The 26,520-nt window shown below is 50.3% G+C and carries 24 protein-coding genes and 3 tRNA genes; 18 read left to right on the top strand and 9 right to left on the bottom strand.

Features of this window, described 5'->3' with window-relative positions; genetic code table 11:
* Positions 1-42: 42 nt before the first annotated feature.
* The 13 genes from Mpt1_RS04155 to Mpt1_RS04095 all read left to right on the top strand — a co-directional run bounded on the left by Mpt1_RS04155 (position 43) and on the right by Mpt1_RS04095 (position 15,257).
* On the top strand, positions 43-531 hold the full coding sequence (locus Mpt1_RS04155; RefSeq protein ID WP_048112453.1) for a hypothetical protein: 489 nt from the start codon (positions 43-45) through the stop codon (positions 529-531).
* A complete protein-coding gene (locus Mpt1_RS04150) occupies positions 503-1,135 on the top strand; it encodes a TIGR00296 family protein (protein ID WP_238603091.1) in 633 nt (210 codons plus the stop codon). Before Mpt1_RS04155 ends, Mpt1_RS04150 begins: the two co-directional genes overlap by 29 nt.
* A complete protein-coding gene (locus Mpt1_RS04145) occupies positions 1,132-2,397 on the top strand; it encodes a dihydroorotase (protein ID WP_048112451.1) in 1,266 nt (421 codons plus the stop codon). The genes Mpt1_RS04150 and Mpt1_RS04145 overlap by 4 nt, the downstream gene beginning before the upstream one ends.
* On the top strand, positions 2,384-3,502 hold the full coding sequence (locus Mpt1_RS04140) for a YkgJ family cysteine cluster protein (protein WP_048112449.1): 1,119 nt from the start codon (positions 2,384-2,386) through the stop codon (positions 3,500-3,502). Before Mpt1_RS04145 ends, Mpt1_RS04140 begins: the two co-directional genes overlap by 14 nt.
* A gap of 184 nt (positions 3,503-3,686) precedes the next feature.
* Positions 3,687-3,902 (top strand): LSM domain-containing protein, encoded by a 216-nt coding sequence (locus tag Mpt1_RS04135; protein WP_082007242.1) that lies wholly within the window; start codon positions 3,687-3,689, stop codon positions 3,900-3,902.
* Positions 3,903-3,915: 13 nt separating this feature from the next.
* Positions 3,916-4,086, top strand: coding sequence for a 50S ribosomal protein L37e (locus tag Mpt1_RS04130; RefSeq protein ID WP_048112444.1), 171 nt, complete (start codon positions 3,916-3,918; stop codon positions 4,084-4,086).
* A 6-nt stretch (positions 4,087-4,092) separates the two neighbouring features.
* Positions 4,093-5,502, top strand: a complete 1,410-nt coding sequence (gene purF, locus Mpt1_RS04125) for an amidophosphoribosyltransferase (protein WP_048112442.1) — start codon at positions 4,093-4,095, stop codon at positions 5,500-5,502.
* Between the two features lie 225 nt (positions 5,503-5,727).
* Entirely contained in the window at positions 5,728-11,115 is a 5,388-nt protein-coding gene (locus Mpt1_RS04120; RefSeq protein WP_148305828.1) for an InlB B-repeat-containing protein, read from the top strand.
* 116 nt (positions 11,116-11,231) lie between these two features.
* Positions 11,232-11,304, top strand: a tRNA-Ala gene (locus tag Mpt1_RS04115).
* Between the two features lie 149 nt (positions 11,305-11,453).
* The gene (locus tag Mpt1_RS04110; RefSeq protein ID WP_148305827.1) at positions 11,454-11,996 is read left to right on the top strand and encodes a hypothetical protein; all 543 of its coding nucleotides are present in this window, start codon (positions 11,454-11,456) and stop codon (positions 11,994-11,996) included.
* An 11-nt stretch (positions 11,997-12,007) separates the two neighbouring features.
* On the top strand, positions 12,008-13,627 hold the full coding sequence (locus Mpt1_RS04105) for an ankyrin repeat domain-containing protein (RefSeq protein WP_048112437.1): 1,620 nt from the start codon (positions 12,008-12,010) through the stop codon (positions 13,625-13,627).
* Positions 13,628-13,639: 12 nt separating this feature from the next.
* Positions 13,640-14,605 (top strand): ankyrin repeat domain-containing protein, encoded by a 966-nt coding sequence (locus Mpt1_RS04100; RefSeq protein WP_048112430.1) that lies wholly within the window; start codon positions 13,640-13,642, stop codon positions 14,603-14,605.
* Between the two features lie 10 nt (positions 14,606-14,615).
* Positions 14,616-15,257 (top strand): suppressor of fused domain protein, encoded by a 642-nt coding sequence (locus Mpt1_RS04095; RefSeq protein WP_048112428.1) that lies wholly within the window; start codon positions 14,616-14,618, stop codon positions 15,255-15,257.
* 50 nt (positions 15,258-15,307) lie between these two features.
* On the opposite strand, the gene Mpt1_RS04090 is transcribed toward Mpt1_RS04095, so the two are convergent.
* Positions 15,308-15,727, bottom strand: coding sequence for a hypothetical protein (locus tag Mpt1_RS04090; RefSeq protein WP_048112426.1), 420 nt, complete (start codon positions 15,725-15,727; stop codon positions 15,308-15,310).
* Between the two features lie 204 nt (positions 15,728-15,931).
* On the opposite strand from Mpt1_RS04090, the gene Mpt1_RS04085 reads away from it, so the two are divergent.
* The 5 genes from Mpt1_RS04085 to Mpt1_RS04065 all read left to right on the top strand — a co-directional run bounded on the left by Mpt1_RS04085 (position 15,932) and on the right by Mpt1_RS04065 (position 19,930).
* Entirely contained in the window at positions 15,932-16,966 is a 1,035-nt protein-coding gene (locus Mpt1_RS04085; protein WP_048112423.1) for an ATP-binding protein, read from the top strand.
* A complete protein-coding gene (locus Mpt1_RS04080) occupies positions 16,948-18,816 on the top strand; it encodes an ATP-binding protein (RefSeq protein ID WP_048112421.1) in 1,869 nt (622 codons plus the stop codon). Before Mpt1_RS04085 ends, Mpt1_RS04080 begins: the two co-directional genes overlap by 19 nt.
* A gap of 54 nt (positions 18,817-18,870) precedes the next feature.
* On the top strand, positions 18,871-19,440 hold the full coding sequence (locus tag Mpt1_RS04075; RefSeq protein ID WP_148305826.1) for a hypothetical protein: 570 nt from the start codon (positions 18,871-18,873) through the stop codon (positions 19,438-19,440).
* Between the two features lie 51 nt (positions 19,441-19,491).
* Positions 19,492-19,590: transfer RNA gene (locus Mpt1_RS04070), tRNA-Arg, on the top strand.
* A gap of 171 nt (positions 19,591-19,761) precedes the next feature.
* A tRNA-Trp gene (locus Mpt1_RS04065) sits at positions 19,762-19,930 on the top strand.
* A 332-nt stretch (positions 19,931-20,262) separates the two neighbouring features.
* Here Mpt1_RS04065 and Mpt1_RS04060 read toward each other — a convergent pair.
* The 8 genes from Mpt1_RS04060 to Mpt1_RS04025 form a co-directional block, all read right to left on the bottom strand.
* Complete coding sequence (locus tag Mpt1_RS04060; protein ID WP_048112418.1) at positions 20,263-21,627, bottom strand: PFL family protein; 1,365 nt, start codon at positions 21,625-21,627, stop codon at positions 20,263-20,265.
* 4 nt (positions 21,628-21,631) lie between these two features.
* Positions 21,632-21,904: an ACT domain-containing protein gene (locus Mpt1_RS04055; protein ID WP_048112416.1), complete on the bottom strand. Its 273-nt coding sequence runs from the start codon at positions 21,902-21,904 to the stop codon at positions 21,632-21,634.
* Entirely contained in the window at positions 21,901-23,460 is a 1,560-nt protein-coding gene (gene cimA / locus Mpt1_RS04050) for a citramalate synthase (protein WP_394295796.1), read from the bottom strand. Before cimA ends, Mpt1_RS04055 begins: the two co-directional genes overlap by 4 nt.
* Positions 23,460-24,482, bottom strand: a complete 1,023-nt coding sequence (locus Mpt1_RS04045; protein WP_048112412.1) for a homoserine dehydrogenase — start codon at positions 24,480-24,482, stop codon at positions 23,460-23,462. The genes cimA and Mpt1_RS04045 overlap by 1 nt, the downstream gene beginning before the upstream one ends.
* A 1-nt stretch (position 24,483) precedes the next feature.
* On the bottom strand, positions 24,484-24,978 hold the full coding sequence (locus tag Mpt1_RS04040; RefSeq protein ID WP_048112410.1) for a homoserine dehydrogenase: 495 nt from the start codon (positions 24,976-24,978) through the stop codon (positions 24,484-24,486).
* A 92-nt stretch (positions 24,979-25,070) separates the two neighbouring features.
* Positions 25,071-25,499 (bottom strand): flavodoxin domain-containing protein, encoded by a 429-nt coding sequence (locus Mpt1_RS04035; protein ID WP_048113811.1) that lies wholly within the window; start codon positions 25,497-25,499, stop codon positions 25,071-25,073.
* Positions 25,500-25,759: 260 nt separating this feature from the next.
* Positions 25,760-25,972 carry a helix-turn-helix domain-containing protein gene (locus Mpt1_RS04030; protein WP_048112409.1) on the bottom strand — a complete coding sequence of 71 codons (213 nt, stop codon included), beginning with the start codon at positions 25,970-25,972 and terminating at the stop codon, positions 25,760-25,762.
* A 4-nt stretch (positions 25,973-25,976) separates the two neighbouring features.
* A complete protein-coding gene (locus Mpt1_RS04025) occupies positions 25,977-26,495 on the bottom strand; it encodes a DUF2975 domain-containing protein (protein ID WP_048112407.1) in 519 nt (172 codons plus the stop codon).
* Positions 26,496-26,520: the final 25 nt, after the last annotated feature.

Raw genomic sequence — 26,520 nt, 5'->3', positions numbered from 1 at the left:
GCCCTTCGGTATTAGAGAGAATAAAGAAAAGGAGGTATCCGCATGAGCGAGGAAGACAAAAAATACATTGACCCGGAGCTGGAAAAGTTCCTCAAAGAGAACAAAGAGATGCTGGAGAGGCTCTTCAGCGAAGAGAAGGAAATGATGGAGAAACTCTTCAAAGAGGGGAAGAGTTCCTTCAAAGAGACCTTCGACAAAGAATGTGAGAAAGCAGAGGACTTCGCCAAAGAGAAGAAGGAGAAGGCCAAAGAAAAAGCCGAACAAGTATTCAATGCATTCACCGATCCAGAGGTTCAGAAGCACTTCTTGGTCATGGGAATGGAGTTCATGATGGGAATGAATGCTCTCATCAGGGCCATGCCTTTCCCCGACTTTGTAAAGGAAGCGGCCGGCAAAGCGGAAGAGACCAGAAAGGGCGCCTCCGAAGAATTCTCCAAAGCTGAAAAAAGCAAACCGAATTCCGGCGTGGAGAAGATCCACATCAAAATGACCGCAAAGAAGGATGACACAGACAGCGAAGAAAGCGATTGAGATGGACCTCAGGGACGGCACTGACGCGGTGAGGGCGGCTAGGCTGTATGCGGAGGCCGAGACCAAGCTCTCCGGTAAGTCGAAGGATCCAGCATTCGGAGATCGGCCGCCGCCGAAATGGACCGTCGAGCCGAAAGGTGTGTTCGTTACGATATCCGAATATCCCTCGGGGGATCTCAGAGGGTGCATCGGGTATCCGGAACCCATATTCCCGCTGGGCAAAGCGTTAAGGATGTCTGCGGAGGCCGCATGCCACGATCCGAGGTTCGACGATCTGACGTATGAAGAAACGCAGAAATGCACCTTTGAAGTGACCGTCCTGTCTGTTCCTCAGAGGATCGAATACCGGTCTCCGGAAGAGCTTCTTTCAAAGATCGTCATAGGAAGAGACGGACTGATATTATCGTTCAAAGGAAGGAGGGGGCTGCTGCTCCCCCAGGTCCCCGTCGAATGGGAATGGGGCCCCGAAGAGTTCCTGGAACATCTTTCGATGAAGGCCGGTCTCCGCCCCGAGACATGGAAAGAGCCGGGAGTGACCGTAGAGTCTTTCAATGGGGAGATATTCACCGAGGCATCACCGAAAGGAGAGGTTGTGAGGAAGTGAGTTTCGATCTTGTCGTTTCCGGAAGGGCGTTCGTCAAAGGAGAGATAAAATATTCCGAGATCGGGATAACCGACGGAAAGATAGCTTCCGTGAAAAGTTCTGTCAAAGGCGGAGAGAAAAGAATAGATGTACCGGGCGGCGTTATACTCCCCGGGTTCATAGACCCACACGTTCATTTCAGGGATCCCGGGATGACCGAGAAGGAGGATTTCTCATCCGGAACGCTGTCCGCCGTGCACGGTGGGGTCACATGCGTATTGGACATGCCCAACACACTCCCTCCCGTGACCGATGTCAGCATGCTTTTGGACAAGAAGGATCACGTCAAAGGGAAAGCGTATGCCGATTACGGATTGTTCGCGGCGGTCACGCCGGGATGCAGCGCAGGCATGCTTGCCCCCTTAGTACCGGGATTCAAGCTTTTCATGGGCTCCACAACGGGAAAGATCCTTTTGAACGATGATGCCGAGATCATATCCACATTCAGGGACATAGCCCTGACCGGGAAGAGGATAAGCGTCCATGCCGAGGACGACAGGATGATCTCCAAAGAAAAAGAGAACAATTGCAGGGACCACCTAAGGAACCGCCCGGTCGAAGCCGAGATCAACGCTCTGAGAAGATTGTCAAGATTCAAAGGCATGAAGATCAACATCTGCCACAACACGAACGCAGAGAGCGTGGCGCTTGCCGGCGAACTCGGTTTCACCACCGAAGTGACCATGCACCACCTTTTCTTCGAGGCCGATAAGTTCTCGTCCTCCGAATACAAGGTGAACCCGCCGATAAGGAACTCGGCGGTCAGGGACAAATTGTACAGATCATTCATCAACGGCAAAATATCGATGTTCGGAAGCGACCACGCCCCCCACACACTTTCGGACAAATCAAAGGATTTCGATGAAGCTCCAAGCGGGATACCGGGGGTCGAGACGACGATCCCGATGGTAATGAACATGGTGAGGAACAACACGATCACACTGAAACAGGCCGTGTCGATGGGGTCGGAGACGCCCGCCGCGGCATTCGGAATGAGAAAGGGAAGGATAGAAGAAGGCTGTGATGCGGATCTTTCGGTGTTCGACACAAGAAATTTCGCAAAAATAAACGTAAGAAAGCTTCACAGCAAGGCCGGTCACTCGCCTTACGAGGGATGGGAGGCTGTTTTCCCGGATATCGTGATGGTAAGGGGAGAGGTCCAAATAGAAGGCGGGGAATTCTGCGGCGAGAAGGTCGGAAAGGATGCGTATGGCAAACACTGAGATCGATTATTCCGAAGTTAGAGGAAAGAAGGCCGAATGCCCGGACGGATGCGGATTATGCTGCCTGTGCCAACCAGAGGTCCTGGCCGAAGAGAGGCACTTCTTCGAGAAGAACCATTCCCGATCTCTGGTGAAAAGCAAAGGTCCGGAACCGTATCTGGCACTTGCGCTGAAGAAAGGAAAAGGGTCATGCGTATTCCTAAACGGCCGCAGATGTTCTGTTTACAATAACAGGCCCACTTACTGCAGGCAGTTCCCGTACCACATATACATCGGCGATAAGGTGAAGGTAGAACTCGATCTGTCGTGCAGAGGCGTTTGGACCGGGAAAGGTGCGGACGCCGAGACCGAAGCTAAAGAGATAGTTGCGAAAGCGGAAGGCAGGATAAGGAAGGCAGTCAGGGAGGCCGGAGAGATCTATCGGGAATTCTACCATTACTGCAAAGAGGCCGGGGTCATGGGGGATCCGGAAGAAATAAGGGCTTCTGTATGCAGGAATATCGACAACTTCACGGATATCACGTATTTGGGAAAGGTAATGGAGATGATCATGACGGAGCCCGTCATGACCCTGGAAGGATTGAAAGGGAGTCCTGAGGACATAGAGGAGTTGAACGAAGCGGCGGCGGAAACGGCCATGGAATCCCTGGCGACCGACGACCCCGTCAACGCCCCCGTTTATTGCGACGAGAAATGGAATTGGAACATCTTCCTTGCCGACAGCTCGTCCGGGAGGATAGATTGGATGCTGCTCGACGATGATGGGGACCTTACAAAGAAAGGCAGCGTAAAAGCGTCCGATATCAAGATAAGGCCCATTGAGCCAGACGGAAAAGAATTATTGAAGAAGTATATCTCTTTGCTCAACCAAAGGGAGAGCTTCCTCGGGAACGTGTTCAGCCTTATGGACGAGAACGACTACGAGGATGATATGGCGAATGCATATTACGGGTGTTTATGCACAACCATACTCGATCTTATGTGGAGGGCGTCAATGCTCGATCATTTCTTTGGTACGGGTATGGGCGAGAGAGGGATCATGGAAGCGATAATCTTTTTTGACATGGACCGGTTGGATGCACCAACGATAGGGGCGTTCGTCTGATCGATTCTTCAGGCAGCCTATTTCCGTTAATAACGATAATGTGCTTCTGATTTCGACGATGTCCTCATTTCATATACAGAATATATTGATGAAAACCGCGCCCTTCACACTATAAAAAGAAAAAAATAACTAAACACGATACTTTCAAATACTCTTTCTATTTATGGAGGTTCAGTGGTATAAAATGATCAAGCCATTATCTGTTCTCACACAATCGGCGAACAAGAATGTCATCGTTGAGCTGAAAGGAAAAAGGGAATACAGAGGCGTACTTGACGGATATGACCCCCACATGAACATCGTGCTGAAAAACGCAGAGGAGTTCTATAACGGAGAGTCTGTCAGGAAGATCAGTTTGGTCATTGTCCGCGGGGACAATGTGATTTACATTTCACCATAAGGAGAGAAACATCATGGGAACAGGAACAGCAGCACAGGGAAGGCACAACAAATTCAAGACCCACATACCTTGCCGCAGATGCGGAAACCGCGCTTATCACGTGAGAAAGGGAGTTTGTGCTTCATGCGGATACGGTAAGACCGCAAAAATGAGATCCTACACCTGGGCTAAATCGCACGACTAAGATACAATGACGGGCCCGAAACATAGCTGCGGAGTGGTCGGCATAGCCGCCACGTACAATGTCGTACCGGCTTTGCATAAGACCCTAATGATAATCCAACACCGCGGTCAAGAGAGTGCGGGCATAACAGTTTTCAAACACGGCGGCGATATGCAGACCGTCAAGGACAACGGACTTGTTCAGGTCGCACTCAGCAACGAGAAGATAGGCCGTATGGACGGTAACGTAGGCATCGGGCATGTAAGGTACTCGACCACCGGTTCAAAGAACGTGATCAATGCCCAGCCGCTCACCGTAACCACGAGTTTCGGTGTCGTCGCCATCGCTCACAACGGCGATATAACCAATTATAAAGAACTCAAAGAGAAATATCTGGCGACCGGGATATCTTTTCTGACCGATTCCGACAGCGAACTTGTTACGAAGATCCTAAGTAAGTACATGCTCCAAAGTAGTGATCCGATAAGGTCCATGAAGAACATGATGATGGAACTGGAAGGCGCTTATGCGCTTGCTATTATGATAAATGACAGACTTTTTGGTATCAGAGATCCATACGGACTCAGGCCTCTATGTATCGGTAAGATATGCGGAGGGCACATGGTGGTCTCGGAAAGTGCGGCAATAGATGCTATGGGTGGAACTTTCGTAAGGAATGTGGCGCCCGGCGAGATCGTCGAAGTTATGCAGGATCAATTCATTTCGCATCCCAGCATATCGAACAGGCACAGGGCCTATTGTATGTTCGAATGGGTCTACTTTGCCAGGCCCGACTCGGTGATAGATGAAAGAGAAGTTTATGATGTAAGGAAGAAGATAGGAGAGATCTTAGCGAGAGAATGCCCTGCGGATGTGGATATGATCATGCCCATACCGGATTCGGGGCGTGCGCATGCGATAGGTTTCTCGATCGCATCCGGCATACCTTATGAAGAAGGCTTCATGAAGAACCGTTTTGCCGAAAGAACGTTCATCCTTCCGGATCAAAGGGAGAGAGAGGCAGCCGTATCGATGAAAATGAATCCCATCAAGAGTACCGTGGAGGGGAAAAAGATGGTGATCGTCGATGACAGCATAGTCAGAGGCACAACTCTCAAAAAATTGATCCAGATGCTTAGGAAAGCTGGGGCAAAAGAGGTCCACGTCCGCATCGGTAGTCCCCCTGTAATTGCCCCGTGCTATTACGGCGTCGACATGAAAACAAGGGATCAGTTCGTTGCCAACGGACGCAGCACCGAGGAGGTCTGCAAGATCATCGGTGCGGACAGCTTAGGCTATATCAGCATAGAAGGCCTCATTGAGGCTATCGAGAAACCGGAAAGCGAACTCTGTCTGGCATGCGTCAACGGGAAGTATCCGACACGCATACCCGGCGAGATGCAGAGATTCCAGTCAACGTTGAACTCTGACTTTTGAAAGAAAGGACATCCAGCACTTTTTTGACATCAGTCTCAAAACATTCTCTTTTAATATATTTTTGAGAGGTATGCCTGCGAATGTAAGCAAAAATAGTTATTTAGCATAGTTTTTATAGTATTGGCTATTTCCTATCTTCAATATTATATCAGTGGGGGCCTTATTCTGTTGAGAAAGTATTCAAATAGGTTTTATAATTCAAAAAGAAAGTTGCTAAATACAGTTTTGATCATCGGACTGTTGCTGGTCATTAGCGTATCGTCGTTATTGATTCTGACAGACAGCAACGAACGCAGCCAGGCGGCTCCTTTACCACAGGATCTCAACGCCGGTTGGGTCGTAGATGGGCAGATGAAAGACGATATTGCTCTTCAAATGGACACATGGTACCTGACCGAATATGTCATGAGTTTGTCGACGACAGATATCACATACGAACTTGTTGTCACATATCCGGATTGTTATGACGTCAATGCCGGCATCTCAATGCCGCCGGCGCAGGTAGGAGCACCCGTACCCGGCACGGCCGGAGGCAAGAATACGCTCACATATACTTTCTCAACGATCAACAATGATTACATAGCGGCAGCTGTTGATATTTCTTTCAAATTGAAGAATAACATGGTCTTCAATGGGATGAGCGGAGACTACACTGCTATCACCGCCGATTTCACTGCCGAAGGTACAACAGTCTCAAAGACGATCAATGCCGAACTCACTCTTGATCAGGGCATAGGTGCAAATTTCATCAATTTGACGATGGGAGGCACGAAAAACACATTCAGATGTGATGGCGTGCAAGCGAATGTAGTTCTTGCGGTCGGTACCTCAGGCTACCCCGGCTCATTAAAGAATATAACCGTGACCGTCGACCTCAACGAAGCCCTTATCGGTGGTCAAACAATGGCGGATTTCCTCGTTTCAAAAGGTGTCAATTTGAATGATATTTTCACTGTTGCACAGGCTGACAGCCTGCCTGCCGGAATGACATTCGATTACACCGGCGGTCTGATGAAATTCACGGTCGCAGAGGCTGCGGGCAGTATTTCCCTTCCGTTCAAACTCACTGTTACGGGGAACAGCGCAATAATCCCATCAGGAACACCTCTTGTTTTCCCTCCGGGATCAATGCACATCAATGCAAGTCACAACGGTTATGGGAGTTTGCTTCCGGCCGAGGCAGGTGCCGTCATTGATAAGGACCTGTCCGCAGATGCATTGCTGACACTTACGCCGTTCGATCTGTATCTTGCACCGCGCGCACAATCGTGGAGATGGTATGCAGATGACTCAATCATCATCCGCGGAGAGGATAACCAACCGTTTGCGAGGGTCTGGCTGAAGGAGTTCGATCCATCGATAAAAGATGTTGCTATCAGGACAGATATCACGGCCACAGCATTGACTGCGCAGGTACAGGTGCAGTCATTAAACATCAATGCTTACAACCTTTGCTTTGTTCCGTACGATGACAACGGAACAACGGGTTACATACTGTATGAAGACAGCTATGGTAACACAGCACAGATCACAGTCAGCAAAACAGCAGTAACATCCTTTGTATTGCCTGTGCCTCTGAACGCAGGGGATTACTTCACCCTGACCTTCGAAAGCATGAAGACCGTTAAGATAGGCAATCCATACTATTCGGGTTCCAGCTGGGAGGGTGTCGGAGGCGGCCTTGGCTCGTCTGACAGCAACTCAGCTATCTTTGAGATGCTCGGTCGTGTGGATGCGCCGATAGGGCAGAACGGCGCAGCGGCAAAGCTGACAAGCTTCGTGTGGCTGAAAGATGGTGCAGGTATCTATGCAAAGACCCCGGGATCCGTGGGCATGTATATTAGTGGATACACCTTCAATCAACGCAACGCATATAGCATCATTATAAACGATGCATATCGTTTGAACTATGGTCTGGTCGGCGATGTCGGCACATCGCTGGACCAGAATGCCAATTTCAACGGCAATACGAAGACAGTTCAGCGCGGAGATACAATATATCTGCGCGGGAGTGCGTCCATCGGTACGACAAATTTAGACAATGCAGATATAAAGACATTCTACGATCCGGTCATCCTGTTCCGTGTCCCGTATAAGTATCTGGATCTGCCGTCCGACATTACAGCTAAGAACCCGGATGGCACGTACAAGTACGTCACCTGTGAAATGGACAATGCGGATGGGACCGGTAAAGTGCAGGTCATTCCTACTAATGTGCGTATTATCATGGACTCGAACGGCATGCCGTACAGCGCCAGTATTGATGCTTTCTATGGTAACAACTCCCCCTATTATCTCGTGGCGGTAGAGTTCAAGGGGGTTGAGCTGAATGATATTCCAGCAATGAAGAGGACGCAGGCTGTTTACGCAACTTTAATGACGACAGTATCTTCCTTTGCTCCGATAGGGACGAGCGGCAACCTTGTAAAGGTCGCATGGGCGTCAAGTGACTGGGCGCATGCCGGACAGCAAGCCAATTTCTCCGGCGAGGTCAATTGGCCCTCTTCAACAACTTCTTTGGCTCCAGTATGGAGGCCGCAGGCATGCATAAATGATAATAACTGGCACTGTGGCGGAGGTTACTTCCTTTCTAGTGGTGCTGATATAGCTTCGATCTCCCTCGTTGTCACTTCTGGAACATTTGCTGAAATGCAGGTGGGTGTGGACGTTTACAATATGCCGTACAGCACGGCGACGTTCAAAACGTACAATCCTCTTGATCCAAACAGTCAGGTGCCCGAGATCGTTGTCGGAAGGGACGGTCAATTCCTTTTCCGCATCGAAAATCAGACAGGCTCGGATATTACCGATCCGGTAGGGTACTTCATACTTCCACAAAGCGATACATGGGTCACGTATGGGCATGGCCCTGTTGTTAAGCAGGCCGGCCCCGATTTCGACGTATACTACACATTAGATGCAATAAGCACACTCGACGACACGCTTGCCGGAAAATTGAGGGTGGGTAACGACACGCTTACATGGACACTATACACTGGTGGGGACCTTCCTTCCGGTGTCACAGCGTTGAAGTTCAAAGCAGCCTTATTACCTGATGGGGAGATCTACGAATCTACCTTCGGATTCACCATACCCGGCGTAAATGGCAGCACCGTAAACTACAACGAGATGGCGAAAGGGCGCACCATATACAACCTGGGGCCGTTCACAAGCGACAACGGCCGCACCGCTGCGGTGAAGATAGTAGAATCGACCGCCCCCGAGGTGTTCCCTACACTGCCGGGAAATATGGTATTGGAATACAAGATAGACGGTTTCCCTGCGACATGGGCGTCAGGACGCGTTGTCGATGACGAGTCACCGGTCGGCATAGCAAGCATTGTCATAACATTAAATGGCAATCCTTTCGCAAGCTACATGACCGCCAACGTCACACACAATCCCCCATCACCATTCTCTTTGAATACACAGTTCCAGATAACAGCTCCAGTAACACTTGATACAAACACCAAAGGGGTGTATGTCATAACGTACACATCCACACCGGATGCCGAAGGATTTATCGGAACAGCTGTCCGCACCATAACGGTTGCCGACAGGACAGCGGCCCTTTTGGACAACATCGTGATAACGTTGCAGGTACACAAGGATATACCCACCGGCGGTTGGAATGAATACTTCAAATCGTTGATCGTGCCCGGGACATCCATCGGAAGCGGCGTGAATTTCGTCGATCCGCAAGACCCGTTTGACCAATCAAAAATAACATTCACGCCCGTCACGGCGTTGGATATCGATACGATCGGAACTTACACTTACACGATAGGCTACACCGACCCTGCGGGGAACGTCTCGCTTCCGAAAACACTCACGATAAATGTCAGCGGGTGCACTGTGACATTCAATACAATGGGCGGCTCGCCCGTCCCTCCTCAACAGATCGTTCCGGAGGGCGGAAAAGCAGTGAAGCCGGCGGACCCGACCCTTGCCGGCAGCACATTCCTGCGCTGGTATCTGTCATCCGATCCAAACACGGCATTCGACTTCAACACGCCGATAACCGCATCTATAACATTGTATGCTGCATGGGGATCGGATAACTACACATTGGTCCTTCTGACAACAGATATAGAACTTCCCGTCAATGAACCATATGCCTCGCCGGCGGCTTTAGACCACACCAAATCTAATGGGGCGGCAATATACAATCTGCTCAGTCAAGCGACCACTTGGAGACAGGGCTTCCAGGTCAGCAACGTCACGTCGGGTCTGCATCTCAGCTATGACCTGACGACGCTCAGCTTTGATACCATAACTCCCGGTTATGATCAACTGTTAGAGGTGACCGCTTCATGGAACAACGGGAATACAGAAAAAATAACACTTGGGATAAAGGTGTCCGATAAGGTCGCACCGATCATCACTATCCCGGCCGGCGTAAAGGAATACAAGGTCGGCAAGGATCAGCTTCCGGCTCAGGAAAGTGCATTTTTTGATGCAATTAAGAGCAAGGGGGTAACGATCATCGATTCATACGAGGGTGACATCTGGAGCAAAGCCGTATTCAAATACTACAATGCAGCGGATCCGTCAACCGCCCTTCCGGGCGGTTACGGTGACATCGACAGGTCACAAGGAACATATCTCCTGGTGATCGACGTCACCGATGGTTCAGGCAATGCGGCCGTTCAACAGTCGATGCGTATTGTCATCGGCGACTCGCCTGTAACGCCGCCGTCCACATCATACACCGTGAAGTATCTCCCCGGCACACACGGCACATTCAGTGCCGTAACGTACTCAGGATTGAAATTAGGCGATCCGACCCCCGCCGCACCCACTCCGACCGGAGAACCCGGCTGGAGATTCAACGGCTGGGATCCGACACCCACACCATATGTTACAGGCAATGCCACATATACTGCGCTATGGATGCAGGCGGAGGGCGGCAACATTTCATTACTGATATACGCCGAAGCGATAGATCCGGATGGCGTAAAGGTAGGAGACGGCACACTCTTTACAGTTAAGCTGTTCGATTCGAATAAAACATTGATCGGCAATTATGAGGTTCCTGCCAATGAAGACCCTGTCACCGTCAACGGACTGTCCGGCAACACGACGTACTATCTGCAGGGAAGCAACAGAGACGGATATGTTCTGTTCGAGTATGAGATCAAGGCCTCAGGCGCGACGCTGGCGGCGGGAAGTACCTCTGCTGGTGCGAATATCACCCTTAATGTGACAAGTGATACTGTGATGGAGGTGACCCTGACCTATAAGGCGAGCCCCGACACAGCGAACTTATCGGGGAACACGAACTGGCTCTGGTGGTTGTTGCTTCTTTTGCTGTTGCTTCTGCTGATATTGTTCCTGATCCTTTGGTGGATAAGATCAGGGCTGTTCGTCACTGTGACCAAAGCCGACGAGGCAGTCGAGGGCGCAGCCATAACTTACAGGGTGGATAAGGACGGAGATATCAGGAGCGGCATCAAGACCACCAACAGGAACGGCAAACGCAGGATAGCAGCCAAAAAGGATTCCGTTGTAACAATAACCATGGCGGCCAAAGACGGGAACATCGCAAAAGGCCTTCCGGCGATCGTGGTAATGGAGCACAGGAGAGAATATCTGTCTCTTATCCTGAAGTAAAAGCGGAGTTCGCGTACCGTATGAAACTTCTTAAAATCTTCATTTTTCACATATTATATGGCAATGGCCGATTAAGCCAAATATTTAATAATGGCTCTTCATTCAGAGGACATAACGGGCAGGTAGATCAGTTGGAAGATCGCTACATTGGCATTGTAGAGGTCGCGAGTTCGAATCTCGCTCTGTCCACCTTCAATTATTACTTATCTGAATTTATCAGTGAATACAAAAAGTGATTCAGCGGCATATCGAATGCTACAAATTTGAACGAACCCATAACTATCAGAAAACATCGTGTATAGTTTATATGTACTGTTGATGTTAAAGGAATGAAAGATATGAGCTTCAATTCAAACACGACTGTGACTGCTGTGGATCAGACCGCTGTTGCGGTCAAATATCTGAGACAGGGTTGGGATGCTCAGGCATTCATGATCCTGTCTGAGCCCGGATATGAAAAGAACCCTACCGCACAGTTCGCGCTCGGGATATGCCATCTCCGTGCAGGCGAATCACTTTTGGCCATCCCCCGATTCGAACAAGCATTGCAATTGCTGAAATCCGCGCCGGCCGCACCTCCAGCAACAATGAAGGGGGTACAGGAGAACAACGAGACCTATATCAGGCTTACCGTAAGGCAGATCGAAGAGAAGACCTATCTGACCCCGATGGATGCGGATTTTTGCAAGAGTTTTCCGAAAGCCGCAGAGCAGATTGCATTATTGGCTACGATATATGCACACTTGCAGAGCTCGACCAAAGAACAAGACCCTAACAAAAAGAGAGGGATCCTGGAGCAGGCGAAACGGCTTTCATCGGGGCTGACCGGCCAGGCGTTCGAGGAATACAAAAAGAAACTTGCCGAAAATAACAGTGTTTGAGTGGATGTAAAATGGATCAGCGTGAGATCAAAAGCAAGTATGAACAGAATAACCGCGATGCGGCGCTGGAATCCTATTCCAAAGCGATCGAGACATATCGCGGTCAGGAAGACAATATCAATAAACTGGCCGTCTTGGCCGCTGATTTTGCGCATCCGGAAGCGTTGCAGGTGCTGTTCAATGCGGGCGCATCTCCTTCATTTATCGGCGATTACGGTTACACATTGCTTCATCATTTGGCAATTCAGAATGAGAGCATGTACATCCAGAAGCCGGCAGGAGCAGTGGCAAAGACCACGCTGCTGCTTCTCGACAACAAGGTCAGTGCCCTGCGCAAGGATGAGAACAGAGGCATGACATGTTACCACTATGCTGCGCAGAACGGTGCGGCAGAGATGGTGGAGGCCCTTGCGGAACGCGGCACCAAGCTTAACATGACCGACAAGGACGGCAACACCGGGATACACATTGCCTGCGAATATGTCAGGCATGCGATCAAGGATGTAGAGTATAAGAAAAAGGATCTCGAATCATCCAAGAAAGAGTATGAGAAAGCAGTGAGCCGCCAGAAAGAACTCGGCAAGAACGAAGCAGAAATAGCCGAATATGTGAAGAAGTGGGTAACGAACACTCCGGAGAAGGCGCAGAAGAATTATGATGTGGCCGTACAGCACGCGGAGGATTATTTCCGTACGGTCAAGGCGTTCGTCGCCGGCGGCGTGGATAAAGACGAGAAGAACAGCTACGACAGGTCTCCGTTGGATATAGCTGTCGAATCAGATGCAAAGAAGATCGCAGCGTTCCTGTCCGGCACATTGGCCGACGGCGGTAATGCCGCAGTTGCAGCAGGCGGCATGACCCTGCATCAGGCTGCCGAGAAAGGTGATGTCGAGGCGATAAAGGCCATTGCCGGGACAGGCGTGGACATGAACGGCCTGAAGGACGAAGAGGAGCACAAACTCGGCGGACGCACGGCACTGGCGATCGCTGTAGCTCACCTCAAGGCGGATGCGGTAGATGCGTTGCTTTCCTATGGAGCGGACCCTTCGTTCAAGGACGGAAAAGGTCGTGTCGCATTACGTTTTCTATTTGAACCGGAACTGAAGACATCTCCCAATGGGAAGACGTTCGAAGAAAAGGTCATACAGAAGATCATCAGATCTATGAAAGCGGCCGGGTTCAAGATCGACCAGATCGTGGACGATGACGGCAACACTATTTTGAATACAGCCTGCAGATCCTCTCGCGGTATGGCCTATAACGGCCGCACGATTAAGGGAGAAGTGATCGATGAGGTCATGAAGAACAGCCCCAACATAAATCTCCCCAATCGATTCGGGGAGACCCCCTTGATGCATGCATGTGCCCGGGACTTTGAGATGATGGAGAATATACAGCTCATGATGCTGGAACAAGGTGCGGATGTGTCAGCCGCCGATAAGAACGGCGATACAGCGCTGCATTATGCCGCCCGCAACGACGATAAGAACGGAGCCAGAACGCTCTGCGATATGCTGCTGGAGTTCGGCGCCGATGCGAAAGCGGTCAACAACGTTAAGCAGATGGCTTTGGATATAGCAACACAAAAGAATAATGAACCGTTAGTAAAATTACTATTGAATAAAATGTAAGGAGGACTAAAAATGGATAACACATTCCTGAACGCCTGTAAGAACGGGCAAAAAGGCATTGTAGAAGCCTTTGTTAAAAAGGGAGGCATTGATTACAACAAGCGCGATCAAACAGGATCAACACCAATATTCTATGCTTCGGTCAAAGGTGCCAGAGACATCGTCAAGATACTGATCGATAACGGCGCTGACGTGTCTCTCGCCAACAACGAGAGCGCGACGCCGCTGCACGCCGTTTCCAAAAGCGGCAACAAAGAGATAATGAAAATGCTGGTGGATGCGGGAGCGGACGTCAACACCACCGATAAATACGGCAAGACGCCGCTGATATACACACTGCAGCAGGGCAGGACCGAAGCGGCGAATTATTTGATATCACTGGGTGCGGATACCACAAAGAAGGACAATGAAGGACATACCGCATTGGATTATGCGACAGCCAACGGCCTGCGCGACATAATAGCAAAGCTGAGCGGCGGAGACGGCAAGGATATCTCCGGCAACACGCCTCTGCATCAGGCCGCCCACAACGGCCAGAGCGAAGTAGTGTCGGCACTGATAAAGTCGGGAGCCGACGTCAATGCGGTCAACGACGGCGGCGAGTCACCGTTGATCATAGCTTGCATTAACGGCAATCTGCAGGTCGCACGTCTGCTTCTGAATGCGGGCGCCGACGCTAACCTCAGACTGCTTAACGGCAACTCGCCGTTACACTATGCGGCGGCCGGAGGCAACAAGTTCCTCGGTGCGGCGTTGATCGAAAAGGGCGCCGATGCGAACTTCCAGAACGAGAGCGGAGAGTCGCCGCTGATCGTCGCTGCAATGCGCGGGCAGAATGATTTCTCCGCGATGCTGATCGAGAAGGGTGCCGATGTCAACGCAACAGATAATCTGGAACACAGTGCGATGCACTATGCGGCCGAGAACGGATACACCGAGATCGTGGAGCAGCTGATCATTTCCGGCGCCCAGCACTGATGTGGTCCGCATGGCCGAAGAAACGCAGATGCCGGAGCTGTATACAGACGAAGAATTGGATGCTATCGAGGCCCATATAATATCGCAGTTCGGCGATTTTGAGCACGTGTTCCATGAGATCGTATCTCCGGATATCCATGTGGATATATGCATAATCGATCCGACCTCTGAGTTCGACCACTATACGCTTGTGACAATGGGGATGGGCGCACACCGCATGAACGTGCCGGAAGAACTCAAAGACAATAACGTAGACCGTGCTGAACTCCTCATAACGCTCCCTCCGGACTGGGAGGTACAGAACGACGATGAGAGGTGGTACTGGCCGATAAGATGTTTGAAAGCATGCGCCCGTCTGCCTGGCGAGTACGATACGTGGCTGGGGTACGGTCACACAGTATCGAATGAGGAACCGTATGCGGATAACACCGAATTATGCGGTCTGATGCTGACCTTCCCCTACTTCTTTGGCAGGGATGCGGTAATATGCAAGATGCCGGACGGAAGCGAAGTGAACTTCTACCAACTGATACCGTTGTACAAGAATGAGATGGATTTCAAGATCGAGAACGACGCGGAAACGTTGGAGGATATGTTCCCGGAGGACTTCGACACGGTGGTCGACATCAAAAGGAAAAATGTGTTAGAATGATCAATCCGGAACATTAAGAACGCAATTCCTTTGCAGGTCGCCCGCCATTATCAATTTATTATCCGGGGTTTCCATCCCATCCTTCGCATACGGCCGTTCTCATCAGGCAAAGTGTATCTGTCGCCGACCCTCTTTACCCGGAATATGCAGTTGTGCGGAGGCCCGGTCATATGATCCATCAACTGATACACATAATCCGCTCCGTTATCCGGGTCTATCTCATGATAGCAGCGCCCTATCATCTCCCAAGGCTGAGTATCATCGTCTATGACGATCATCATCGCTCCCATATCCTCATGCATCCAAAGCACCGTCCCTCTCTGTGAACTGATGTACTTGGGGCATATGCATGTCTGCCGTCCGCACAGTTCACACCATCTGATGCCTATGAACTCATAGTAGTCGGGCTCATCATCCCCATATTCGGGGATTCCCGATATCGTTCCATGATTTCGTTCCGGACCGGTCAATGTACTCGCCGAAACACTATACCTTCGGTCATTATACTTAAATAAAATCGGGGGGTGTCCGAAAGTACCCGAAACTACTCCATTAAAGCAGTGATCCACCTATGTTGTAGTGCTAACAAACTAATAGATGAATAAGGAACAAATAGTTGAGGATAAAGAGTCGGTTCAGGAGAGTTAAATAATAAATAGCCTTTTTCATAACTTATGTCGAAAGAAAAGAAATTGTTATTCCCCTTTGCCGCTATTGTCGGCCAGGAGCAGATGAAGGCCGCCCTGCTCCTGAACGTGGTGGACCCCGGAATAGGCGGGGTCCTAATCAGGGGAGAAAAAGGAACTGCGAAATCGACCACCGTAAGGTCTCTCGCCCAGGTCCTTCCGGAGGTCGAGCATGTAAAAGACTGCATATATCGCTGCGATCCGAAGTCCGGGAAGGGATTATGTCCCAATTGTGCAGAGGCAGTCGCATCCGGAAAGAAGCTGGAATCGGAAACATCCCATATGCGCGTGGTCGAGCTGCCGCTGAGTGCTACCGAGGACAGAATAGCCGGCACATTGGATATAGAGCATGTGTTGCAAACGGGTAAGAAAAAATTCGAGCCCGGCGTACTGGCACAGGCAAACGGGAATCTTCTTTACGTCGATGAAGTGAACCTTCTGGAGGACCACATGGTGGATCTTCTTCTTGACGCAGCGGCGATGGGCGTCAACTACGTAGAAAGAGAGGGGATATCCTTTGAGCATCCATCAAAATTCATTCTGGTCGGATCGATGAATCCCGAAGAGGGTGAGATAAGGCCGCAGCTTTTGGACAGATTCGGATTATGCGTGGAGATACGCGGTGAGAAGGATCTTTCCACAAGAACAGAGATCATAGGGAGGAGGTTGGCTTTCGATGCCGACCCCAAAGGGTTCACTCGGTCGTATGCGGATGAGACGAAAAAGATCAAGGACAGCATATTGAATGCCAGGAAGATCCTGGCAAACTCCAAGGCAGACAAGGAACTAATATCAATGGCCGCACGCGTCGCTCTCTTTTTTGACATGGAAGGGCACAGGGCGGACATAACAATGGTAAGGGCGGCAAAAGCGAATGCCGCCTTGAACGGAAGGGCAGAGGCAGGAAAAATGGATATAGCAACGGTTGCACCGATGGTCCTCACGCACCGCATGAAGAGGAAACCCTTCGAAGAGACCGGGTTCGATGACGGAGAACTAATAGCATGCCTCCAGGACATTTGAGGCGCAGGTTCCCATTTTCCGCAGTGAAAGGGTCCGAGGATGCGAAGAAGGCACTCGAGTGCGCCGCGGCGAACGACGATCTTATCGGCGTATTGATAAAAGGCCCGACGGGAACGGCAAAGAGCGTTCTTGTCAGGTCTTTTGCGGATGTGGTCCGGGATAAAGAGATCGTAAACGTTCCTCTGAATGTTACCGATGAACAGCTGTTCGGAGGTCTGGACATCGAAGAGGCCATAAAATTCGGGAAGACCACGGTCAAAGGAGGGATCCTGCAGAGGGCCGACGGCAATATCCTGTATCTGGACAACGTGAATCTTTTTGAATCAAGGATGCTGAGCTCCTTACTGGAATGCGTCGAATCCGGGAAAGTGATGGTTGAGAGAGAAGGCATATCCTCAGAATATGAGCTCAGAACGACCGTTCTCGCAACAATGGATCCGGCTGAACAGGCGCTGCCGGATGCCGTTGCAGACAGGTTCGACATATGCGTTCAAACGTATTCTGCCGACGAAGGGTCTGACAGAACAGACATAATACGATCTAATCTGGAATTCGATGCCGATCCCGAAGGATTCACAGGAAGATATTCAGAGGATGACGCAAAGGTACTGAAGAGGATAAAGGATGCAAAGAATATCATAAGCGGCGTGGTCCTGACAAGATCCGACCTCAGGATGATAGCCAAGATATGCATAGATCTCAACGTCAAAGGACACCGCGGCGATATAGCCATCGCAAAGGTGTCCAAAGCGTTGGCGGCCCTTGACGGACGTACCGCGGTCTCGAATGAGGACATCAGGGATGCCGCTGTTCTGTGTCTGCTTCACAGGAGAGCCGACGTCATGAAAGAAAAGGATACGACCCAGCCGGAAAAGATAGAGGCCCCGGTCGATGAGAAGGTGAAAGAGGCCGCCATGTCCCTGCCCGAAGGGGAACAGGGCAAGAACGAAGAGGATGAAGAGGAGATCGTCGAGACGGAAGAAATAGGTCAAACATCCCTTGAATTCGACGAAGTCGAGAACTTAGGAACAGTGGCCGAAATAACCGGTGCGGTCAGGGAAAGGTTCGAGGACATGGATAAGCTGGAGGCGATACGCCTCCGCAAAATAGTCGGCAAGGCCGGAAAGAGAAAGGACATAACAACAAACAAACGGGCCGGAAGATATCGCGGTTTCAGGATACCTGCCGGCAGGACCACCGACCCTGCGTTCGATGCTACCGTTCGTGCGGCGGCACCGCATCAAAGGTCTCGGGACAGCAAAGGCCTCAGTATAAGCATAGAGTCCCAGGATATAAGGGAAAAGATACGCATAAAGAGGGATTCATGCTCTTTCCTTTTCGCCGTGGACGTCAGCGGTTCCCTTGTCAAGAGCGGAATGATGCAGGACATAAAGAACGGCGTCAAGGCAATGCTGATGGACAATTACGTCAATAGAGATAAGGTAGCTCTGATGACATTCAGGACGGGAGCGGTGACGATCTCGGTCCCTTTCACCCGCTCCGTCGCCGGGATAACAGATGTCCTCGAGAACACCGAATGCGGCGACGGGACGCCGCTCGGTCCGGCGATGCTGGTGATAAAAGATTACATGCTCAACTATATCAGGAAGAACCCGGACGAGAGGTGCTATGTGATCCTGATAACGGACGGCGAGGCCACGATCCCCGTGCAGAAGGGCAGGGATGCGGACATGGAACTCAGAAAGGTGGCCGCAATGATGAATATACCCAACACGGAGTGGATGGTCGTGGACTCAAGCCTGATACCGGGAAAGGTGAACCATGCCGCCGAGCTCGCGGCGATGTTGAATGCCAGATATATAAGATTGGAAGATCTGCAATCTGCGTAATTCGACCTTCGATCCGGGGTTAGTATAATTAATGTTCAAACGATACTCTGCTTCATGGGCTTTGAGTCTGAGGTGAATTTCGTCAATACGCATATTCCCGAATTATTGCTCTTTGTGGGCGGGCTGATAGCGTTGCTGATAGTATACGCCTACCTCAAAGACGATTCATCGAAGAAGTACAAAGCGGCAATGGTGCTGGGGGTCATTTTCGGTGCGATAATGATCTTTCTGAGCATATCGTCATATGCAAATTGGGCGTTGTTCGCCTCCGCTATTATAGCGATAACCGGTTTTGCACTGGTGATCAGGCCGTTCAGGGATGTTCACTTCGCCGTGATCGGCGCATTGCTGATAATGGTGCTGGCATACATATTCTTAGGCGGATTGGCGGGGACCGCATTGGACTTCATGGCAACCGGGTGGCCGAGGATAATAGCCGCATTTGTTCTTGGTGCCATTGCGTATATGATAATGAATTTCGCAGAAGCGATCATCAAGCTTTTCGGGAAACTTTTCAACTGGTGGCCGTTCCTGTTGGTGCTTGCTTTGATATGTATTGTTGAAGCGATACTGATGTTCTCTGGGTATGGGTCGCTGTACGACTTTGTGACAGGCGGCCATTAATGCAAGAACTCATGTAAACCTTTAAATGATAGTAGTAGATGAAGGTTGGCGGGGCCCGTGGCTTAGCCAGGATATAGCGCTGGCCTTCTAAGCCAGACGCCTCGGGTTCGAAAGTTCCTGTCAAGGGGGCCGAAAGTCCCGACGGGCCCGCTAAAGATGCGTCGTTGCGGCGACAGACATCGTCAAGAGGAAATAGCATGAAGAGAAGCTCACGCGCCTGGAAAAAACGCGGTAACCAGCGTTGGAAATGGCGCAAGAAGAAAATGAGAAGAAGAAAGAGAGCAGCGAAGTTACGCAAGAAGTGATTTAACGATCAACTAAGGGAGTATAGGCTAACCTGGCAGACTGGCGGGCTCCAGTTATCGAGCGTGATTGAAAAGAGCTTGCTGACAGTTGATGAATAACTGGAGCGATGACTCATAATTTCGCGGAGGGTAGCTCCCTCCGTGGTGGAAACCCGCTGACGGGGGTTCAAATCCCTCTACTCCCACCTTGCGTAACTAGCTGATATCTTTAAACTGCGTTCTGAACGCAACTCTTCTCATTTTTTCATTTCATGTTCTTTGAAATCTTCTATATTTGTCAACTGAATACTTTTTTTGTAAAGTAAGAACATAGAATCCTAATGCTCGCTAAGCAATAATTTGATTAAAAGGTCCCATCAGCATCGGCTGCCGACGTATCAGATGTTCCATCCAAGTGAATATGAACCGGCGAGGAACAGTACGATCCCCGCAACGGCCGCCAAAGCTATGATCTGCCAAGTCTTCATTTGATCCCTTTAATCGGAACTGTATTTCCAATATAGGTAGATTGCGCTTATTAATTCTTGAAGCTGTGGATGGGGGCGGGGATCCTTCCGCCGCGGTCGATGAAATCCTTGCAGCCGTATTTGTTCACAGGCATTATCGTCGAGTTCCCCAACAGCCCGCCGAACTCTACTGTCTCTCCCGCCTTCTTTCCGATGACGGGTATGAGTCTGACCGCGGTGGTCTTCTGATTGACCATTCCTATGGCCATTTCATCAGCTATTATGCCCGAGATCGTCTCTGCGGGCGTGTCCCCTGGTATGGGGATCATATCCAATCCCACCGAGCAAACGCAGGTCATCGCTTCAAGTTTATCGATGCTCAGGGCGCCGATCTCTGCGGCATAGGCCATCGATCTGTCCTCCGACACAGGGATGAACGCGCCGCTTAATCCTCCGACATAAGATGACGCCATCACGCCGCCCTTCTTCACTTGGTCATTCAATATAGCCAGCGCAGCGGTTGTTCCGGGTGCGCCGACGTACTCGACCCCCATCTCCTGTATGATATCTGCGATACTGTCGCCGATGGCAGGTGTCGGGGCAAGGGAAAGGTCCACTATCCCGAATGGGACATTGAGGCGCCTGGAGGCCTCTTTGGCAACTAACTGTCCGACCCTTGTGACCTTGAATGCTGTTTTCTTCACCGTTTCGCAAAGGACCTCGAAATTCTGTCCTTTGACCTTTGATATGGCATTCTTCACTACGCCGGGCCCGCTGACCCCTACGTTGATCACTGTGTCTGTTTCCGTAACGCCGTGGAATGCTCCCGCCATGAACGGGTTATCGTCCGCGGGGTTGCAGAAGACCACAAGTTTGGCACATCCGATGGAGTCCCTGTCCTTGGTCGCTTCCGCAGTTTCTTTTATTACTCTGCCCATCAGCTTTACGGCATCCATGTCGATCCCGGTTTTCGTGGAAGCAAGGCTCACAGAGCTGCATATATGTTCTGTGTTGGCAAGAGCGTAAGGTATAGATTCGATCAGAAGCCGGTCCGCCGCCGACATGCCTTTCTGGACCAACGCAGAATATCCGCCGAGGAAGTTGACGCCGACGTTACAGGCGGCTCTTTCTAAGGTCTCTGCGATCTTTACAAAATCGTTGCGGGTTCTGCATGAAGACGCACCGACCAGGGAGATAGGTGTGACCGAGATCCTTTTGTTTATTATGGGGATGCCGTAATCGATACCGATCTCGTCCCCTATCTTGACAAGGTCCTTTGCTACTGCCGTTATCTTTTTGTAAATATTGTCGCAAAGGATATCCACATCGGAATCGCAGCAATCCAGCAGGCCGATCCCCATTGTTATCGTTCTGACATCCAGGTTCTCGTCACGTATCATTGTGTTCGTCTCGAACACTTCGTTGAGTTCTACCATAACCTCAGATCCTGTGCATCATATTGAAGATCTCTTCATGCTGCGCCTTGATTATACAGCCGACCTTCTTTCCCACGATATCGAGCCCGATGGCTATATCAGAGAACTGTTTGGTGCATTTTTCGACATCAACGATCATCATCATGTTGATGTAATCCTGGGCGGTGGTCTGTTTGATCTCAAGGATGTTGATATCATTATCAGCGAAATAGTTGCATACCGCAGCAATTATCCCGGTATGATCCTTCCCCACGAGCGTCACTACTACTCTGTTCATTGTGCGACTTCCTTATCTGTATTTTTATGAATTGCGTATTCGATGGAATCGATCAGAGCATATAAGCTGGCCTCGATCACGTTTTCCGATACGCCGACAGTTGTCCAGCTGTTCTTTCCGTCCGTCGATCTTATCAGAACCCTTACCGATGCCGCGGTTGCCGATTTTCCGTCAAGCACACGTACCTTGTAATCTGTCAGTCTTATGCGGTCTGTTACCGGGAACAATGAAGAAAGCGCTTTTCTGAGAGCATTATCCAATGCATTGACCGGACCGTCGCCGTTAGATGCGGTGTGTTCCTCATTTCCGTTCGAGTCCATCACCTTTACGCTTGCTTCGGAACTGACCTTGTCCCCGATGTTGTCTATGAACACTCTGAACCCGGTCACCTTGAACGGGCTTTCCAACTCCCCTTTGAACCTTCTGACCAAAAGCTCGAAGCTTGCATCGGCACCCTCGAATTGGTAACCCTGCGCTTCCAGGGCCTTGATCTGATTGACTATGGCCTGACTCTCTTCCGTTCCGATATCTATTCCGAAGTCCTTCAGTTTCTCGGAGATGCTGGCCCTTCCCGCCATATCAGATATCAGGATCCTGCGCTTGTTGCCTACGCACTCCGGTGCTATGTGCTCATATGTCCTCGGATCCCTCGCTATCGCAGAAACATGAACTCCTCCCTTATGGGCGAAGGCCTTCTCTCCGACGAACGGCATACCCGGGACCGGAGCAAGGTTGGCGGTCTCCGACACGAACGTCGATAATTCCGTAAGCTGGCCGATATCCTTTATGTTGAGCTCATATTCCAGTTTGAGTTCAAGATTGGCCATTATGGAGCAGAGATTGGCGTTGCCTGTCCTCTCTCCTATTCCGTTAATCGTGCCTTGGACCATTGTGGCGCCTCTTTCAACTGCCACAAGCGAATTTGCCACTGCGAGGTCCGAATCATTGTGGCAGTGTATCCCCACCGGGATCTCAAAAGTAAGGAGAACATCCTCTACGGCGTCTGCTATAACTTCCATCATTGTTCCGCCGTTAGTATCGCAGAGGACCAGCCACTCGGCTCCTCCGTCAACGGCGGCCTTCAAAGTGCTGAGCGCATATTCTTTGTTGTTGATGTAGCCGTCGAAGAAGTGCTCTGCATCGAACATCACTCTTTTTCCGGAGTCCTTAAGGAATCTGATGCTGTTCCTGATAAGATCGAGGTTTTGCTCGGGAAGTATGCACAGCGCACTTGTCACCTGGAAATCCCAGCTCTTGCCGAATATGCAGCACCACTCTACCGGGCATGCCGCAAGGTTCTTCAGGTTCTGGTCGTTCTTTGCGGGAGTGCCGAATTTCCCTGTGCTGCCGAACGCCGTCAGCTTAGTGTTCTTAAGCTTGATCTTGCTTGCCAGCTTGAAGAACTCATCTACTTTCGGCGCCGATCCCGGCCATCCGCCCTCGACGAAATCCACGCCGAATTCGTCCAATTTCTTTAGGACCTCCAGCGAATCTTCTGGGGAGAATGACACTCCCTCGCTCTGCGCACCGTCTCTCAGCGTGGTATCATAGATCATCACTGATTCTGACATCTTTCCCTACGCTCCTTTCTGTCATCCATTATGGAAACGAGATCGCTCAATATCGCCGACGCTGTCTCAATGCTCCCGGCACCTTTGCCGGAGATAGATACCGGCCCGGCCAGATCCGTTACGACCTGCGCGGCGTTCAACGTGCCTGTGATGCTGAGAGGATGCCCCTTTGGTACAAGGCGCGGGGCGACCTCTAATCTCTCGTCGGAGACCTCTCCGATGAGCCTGATCACCTTGTTGTTCGATGCCGCCAATGCGATAGCCTCGCTTGTTACGGAGGATATGCCTGTTATTTTCACATCTGACAATGTGACACTTTTTCTGAATATGGAATTTGCGAGTATGGCGACCTTGCATGCGCTGTCATATCCTTCGATATCATTCGTCGGATCGGCCTCCGCATAACCCATCTGCTGCGCCTCTTTCAAAGCCTGTTCGAAAGACTGCCCGTTATCCATCTTGCTGAGGATGAAGTTGCACGTTCCGTTGAATATACCGCGGATGGATGAGATCTTCTCTCCGACAAGGCACTCTCTGCACAGGTTGATTATGGGCATCGCTCCGCCCACCGACCCCTCGAAACGGAACTTGCATCCGTTCTGTTTTGCCAACGCAACGAGTTCGCAGAAGTTAAGTGCCAGCGGCCCTTTGTTGACCGTTATGACATCTTTTCCGGACTGGAGGGCATACCTTATGTTCTTCAGTCCCACTCCGCCGGTCTTTATGTCGGTGGGGGTGACCTCTACAAGCAGATCGTACTCTATAGAGTCCATTACTTTCTTTGGGTCCTGATATTTTGAAGTTCCCACTTTCCCCGTCGATCTCTTCCTCTCCAAAAGGTCTTTCGGACTTAATCCGGATGCATCGGCGGCATAAGTGGAAGAGTCCATGACCCCGACTATTTTGACCACTTTACCGTATTTCTCCTCGAGGAATCCTCTCTTGAGTATCAGGACCTCGGCGAAGCCCTGCCCGACCGTTCCGAACCCCGACATCATTATTCTCATTTCAAAGCCCCCTGATATAGACGATGTTGCTTTTCTTGCAAGCATCGGCAAAGAACGCATCGAATTTTTTGAGGTCGCCCTCGCTTATGAGCTCGGCAGTGATCATAGCGGTCCTGGTCGCAGAACTTGCATCCTTTGATGAATAGTTGACATCGACAGATTCTAACGTGATCGTTTTTGCCGCTTCGTCCAAAAGGGACTCAATGAAAGAAGCTTTGAATTTTCCCACCAGCATGTACTCCATCGTATGGGTCTTGTACACCGAACCGATCTTTGCTATCTGTACATCTTTTGATTTCCATATCGCTTTCAGCCTGTCAAGTTCCGAAGTGTCCCTGATCTCGAATGTAACGTCAATGCATATCCTCTGGTTCACTATCTGTTCACGATCGTGTACAACGCCGACGATGTTACCGTTGACCAATGAAATGGGCTCCAGAGATTCCACTAGCCGTCCCGGGAGGTCCTTCACGTAGAGTTGTGCATTAACCATCATTTCAATACCACTCTGGGTTTTTATTTACCAGTTTGACATAAACGTATACTACTATTTAACGGAAATACCGATTACCAACAGGTTTTATGGTATCAGGACAGTCCCTTTATGGTCTGAGCGAAGGCATTCACTTCATCAACAAGCATCCAGCTTTGGTCGACCGCCTTTTTAAGCACGGGTTTGCCGCCGAACCCTTTGACCACAACGGCAGCATCTCTCAGTTCTTTTGAAATGTTATTGTTGATCTCGTCCCGGTAATCCTTCACTCGTACACCGCAGATATAGAATGCCCTCCTTTTTGAAAGAAGGGTCTTGTTATTCTTCTCAAGGAAGTCTTTGAACGGTTTGTACGCCCTCCCTGCTCTGATCCCCGTGCCGACGATTATGAAATCATAGTCGTCAATATGCGGTGCACCACCCTCAAGATCAAATAGTGTACAGTCTCCGATCTTTTCCGCCAGCATCTCGGCGCATTCTTTTGCCGCACCGGTCTTTGTCGCATATGCAATCAAGGTCCTCATCCGTGTTTCTCCCCTGGTGTATGACCGTACGTCATGCACGGTCTTTAACTTTCTGAGCAAAACGTCCATTTTTCCTGCGGGCATCCGACCGCAGCCCGCATCACGGACGGTCGATAAGCGTCCCCGATCTCGAATGTAACGTCAATGCATATCCTCCGGTTCACTAACATATTATAGAAGTTATTCAAAATACTAAAAACACTCATTTTGTGGTGAAAGAATAAAAAAGTCCTGCAGTTGCCGGAGTTTGAGACAATCCGTTAATCTTTGTCCTCTACGAACTCCAATATGTCTCCGGGCTGGCATTTCAATGTGGAACATATGGCGTTCAGGGTGGAGAAACGTATCGCACTGATCTTTCCGGTCTTTATGTTGGAAAGATTGACATTGGATATCCCGACCCTCTCGGCAAGCTCATTGAGGGACATCTTCCTATCAGCCATCACTCTGTCAAGCCTGAGTATTATCGCCATGCTATCACAATGTCTCGTCCGCCTCTTTTTGAAGGTCCACTCCGTACTTGAAGACAAGATACAGGACATAGATCACCCCGGCTATGAACAGCGAAAGCGGGTTGAACCCGATCACCGAAGGGAGGTCCTGCGAGGCAAAGATCGTACCTGCCAGCACCGCCCCGATGACCGCCTGTGCGATCGTTAATTTCAATGTCAGTATGGCCAATATCTTCAGGTCCTTCACGCTTGCTTCGTTGAAAGGGGTGTTGTTCTTGCGGATATTCATGAAGAAGTGGTCGATGTAATACAGTATCACGAACATGAGGATCAGTATCACGATCACACACACGGCCAGTATTGCGACCTGGCTTCCGGATGTCAGACCGGATACATTATCCAGCACGAAATCGATGTTGACAGCGGCCACTATCGCCAATGCGATAACAACCACTATCGCGCACACAATCAGGGCCATCAATATTTTTACTACAATTCCAACGAACCAGCTGATCTTATTCAGTTTATCCAAAGTGTCGCTCATAAGACCACCCACTCTGAATCGGCAA

The sequence above is a fragment of the Candidatus Methanoplasma termitum genome (assembly GCF_000800805.1).
In the GTDB taxonomy this organism is placed as follows: domain Archaea; phylum Thermoplasmatota; class Thermoplasmata; order Methanomassiliicoccales; family Methanomethylophilaceae; genus Methanoplasma; species Methanoplasma termitum.
The sequence above is the reverse complement of the archived record's forward strand: the minus strand, read 5'-3'. Positions and strand labels throughout refer to the sequence as shown.

Excerpts from the sequence above, each read along its gene's own strand:
- Mpt1_RS04155 (WP_048112453.1), top strand. The coding sequence starts at position 43 with ATGAGCGAGGAAGACAAAAAATACATTGACCCGGAGCTGGAAAAGTTC.
- Mpt1_RS04150 (WP_238603091.1), top strand. The coding sequence starts at position 503 with ATGACACAGACAGCGAAGAAAGCGATTGAGATGGACCTCAGGGACGGC.
- Mpt1_RS04140 (WP_048112449.1), top strand. The coding sequence starts at position 2,384 with ATGGCAAACACTGAGATCGATTATTCCGAAGTTAGAGGAAAGAAGGCC.
- Mpt1_RS04135 (WP_082007242.1), top strand. The coding sequence starts at position 3,687 with ATGATCAAGCCATTATCTGTTCTCACACAATCGGCGAACAAGAATGTC.
- Mpt1_RS04130 (WP_048112444.1), top strand. The coding sequence starts at position 3,916 with ATGGGAACAGGAACAGCAGCACAGGGAAGGCACAACAAATTCAAGACC.
- purF (WP_048112442.1), top strand. The coding sequence starts at position 4,093 with ATGACGGGCCCGAAACATAGCTGCGGAGTGGTCGGCATAGCCGCCACG.
- Mpt1_RS04110 (WP_148305827.1), top strand. The coding sequence starts at position 11,454 with ATGAGCTTCAATTCAAACACGACTGTGACTGCTGTGGATCAGACCGCT.
- Mpt1_RS04105 (WP_048112437.1), top strand. The coding sequence starts at position 12,008 with ATGGATCAGCGTGAGATCAAAAGCAAGTATGAACAGAATAACCGCGAT.
- Mpt1_RS04100 (WP_048112430.1), top strand. The coding sequence starts at position 13,640 with ATGGATAACACATTCCTGAACGCCTGTAAGAACGGGCAAAAAGGCATT.
- Mpt1_RS04095 (WP_048112428.1), top strand. The coding sequence starts at position 14,616 with ATGGCCGAAGAAACGCAGATGCCGGAGCTGTATACAGACGAAGAATTG.
- Mpt1_RS04085 (WP_048112423.1), top strand. The coding sequence starts at position 15,932 with ATGTCGAAAGAAAAGAAATTGTTATTCCCCTTTGCCGCTATTGTCGGC.
- Mpt1_RS04080 (WP_048112421.1), top strand. The coding sequence starts at position 16,948 with ATGCCTCCAGGACATTTGAGGCGCAGGTTCCCATTTTCCGCAGTGAAA.
- Mpt1_RS04075 (WP_148305826.1), top strand. The coding sequence starts at position 18,871 with ATGGGCTTTGAGTCTGAGGTGAATTTCGTCAATACGCATATTCCCGAA.
- Mpt1_RS04060 (WP_048112418.1), bottom strand. The coding sequence starts at position 21,627 with ATGGTAGAACTCAACGAAGTGTTCGAGACGAACACAATGATACGTGAC.
- Mpt1_RS04055 (WP_048112416.1), bottom strand. The coding sequence starts at position 21,904 with ATGAACAGAGTAGTAGTGACGCTCGTGGGGAAGGATCATACCGGGATA.
- cimA (WP_394295796.1), bottom strand. The coding sequence starts at position 23,460 with ATGATCTATGATACCACGCTGAGAGACGGTGCGCAGAGCGAGGGAGTG.
- Mpt1_RS04045 (WP_048112412.1), bottom strand. The coding sequence starts at position 24,482 with ATGAGAATAATGATGTCGGGGTTCGGAACGGTCGGGCAGGGCTTCGCC.
- Mpt1_RS04040 (WP_048112410.1), bottom strand. The coding sequence starts at position 24,978 with ATGATGGTTAATGCACAACTCTACGTGAAGGACCTCCCGGGACGGCTA.
- Mpt1_RS04035 (WP_048113811.1), bottom strand. The coding sequence starts at position 25,499 with ATGAGGACCTTGATTGCATATGCGACAAAGACCGGTGCGGCAAAAGAA.
- Mpt1_RS04030 (WP_048112409.1), bottom strand. The coding sequence starts at position 25,972 with ATGGCGATAATACTCAGGCTTGACAGAGTGATGGCTGATAGGAAGATG.
- Mpt1_RS04025 (WP_048112407.1), bottom strand. The coding sequence starts at position 26,495 with ATGAGCGACACTTTGGATAAACTGAATAAGATCAGCTGGTTCGTTGGA.